Genomic DNA, 1,141 nt, shown 5'->3' on the forward strand with positions numbered 1-1,141 from the left:
TTGTCCTGCGCTCCTCGCTTTTGAACGGGGTTGCCGAAAGGGGCTTCCTGCCCCTTCGTCAACGCGCCGCATCCATGCGACGCCCCTGCGGGCTGATCCCGCCGAAAGCTCCGGTGCTCGGCGCGGCATACGGGAGAAACCCCGTCGTGGGATTGGTGGAGTAGCTCCGAATAGCGAAGCGTATTCGGAGGGATGAAGGAGAGTTGATCCATTAGCGATAGCGAGATTAATCCAACATGCGTCCGATTACGCTACGCGGACCTACGGACCTGCAACGCCTGGTTAGGCTTGCGCATTCTCGCTACACCACTCGATGTACGTTAATTTTGATTTGCTTCTCTTGTACTTACGGAGCAACTCAAATTGCTCATCAAACCCGATTTTCCGCCGTTGCTTGCTAATAAATAGACGGTCTTTTTGTTCATCTGTCTGTATGTAGATTGCAGATCTGTATATATTCAATTTCCAGTTTTCTTTCTTAAGAGTAACCTTCTCTCTTTCTCCACGCCGATTTGGCATGAAGCCTACTTGAATAAACGAAATCTCAATTAACGTGGCTGCAAGTACCGAGATGATCTCATCAATACTGCCGGCTCTTTTAACTGAATCAATGCCATCATTTCTGGCTTTGATGATTTCCTCAATCCACTCGCTATCATAAATCTCAACAGATTGTTGGATTGAGATGACCAACGCTTTAATCACCTTGGATATCTGAGTTTTCCATGTGGGAAGATAATTGGACTCCTTCAATGCGTACCACGCTTCTGCGCCAAGAATCCTTTCGATGGTGAATTTCAGCTTCGTGTATTTTGAATATTGATTCATGGCACCTGATAGCCAAACAAGTAATTAGATGGTTTCTGTATATCTTCCTGAATTGGATGATATTCCATTTTTGTAAATTTGAGGGATAGTCAAACTGAAAACGTGTTTCCGATAGTTGGGCTTTGTTAGGGAGCAAAAATAGCCTTGCGACACGAATAATGTTAAAGATCGACTTTATATCGGTTTTAGCTTTAATTCTGGGGAGGTTTCCCTCCCGTATGCCGCGCCGAGCACCGGAGCTTTTGAACGGATCAGCCCGAAGGGGTGCGGCATGGATGCCGCACGTTGCCGAAGGGGCAGGAAGCCCCTTTCG

At 47.0% G+C, this 1,141-nt stretch carries 1 protein-coding gene; it reads right to left on the reverse strand.

Features of this window, described 5'->3' with window-relative positions; genetic code table 11:
• Nucleotides 1-282 precede the first annotated feature (282 nt).
• Nucleotides 283-828 (reverse strand): hypothetical protein, encoded by a 546-nt coding sequence (locus tag A1332_RS01695; protein WP_064006851.1) that lies wholly within the window; start codon nucleotides 826-828, stop codon nucleotides 283-285.
• Nucleotides 829-1,141: the final 313 nt, after the last annotated feature.

This window comes from Methylomonas methanica (genome assembly GCF_001644035.1).
GTDB classification, from domain to species: Bacteria; Pseudomonadota; Gammaproteobacteria; order Methylococcales; family Methylomonadaceae; genus Methylomonas; species Methylomonas methanica_A.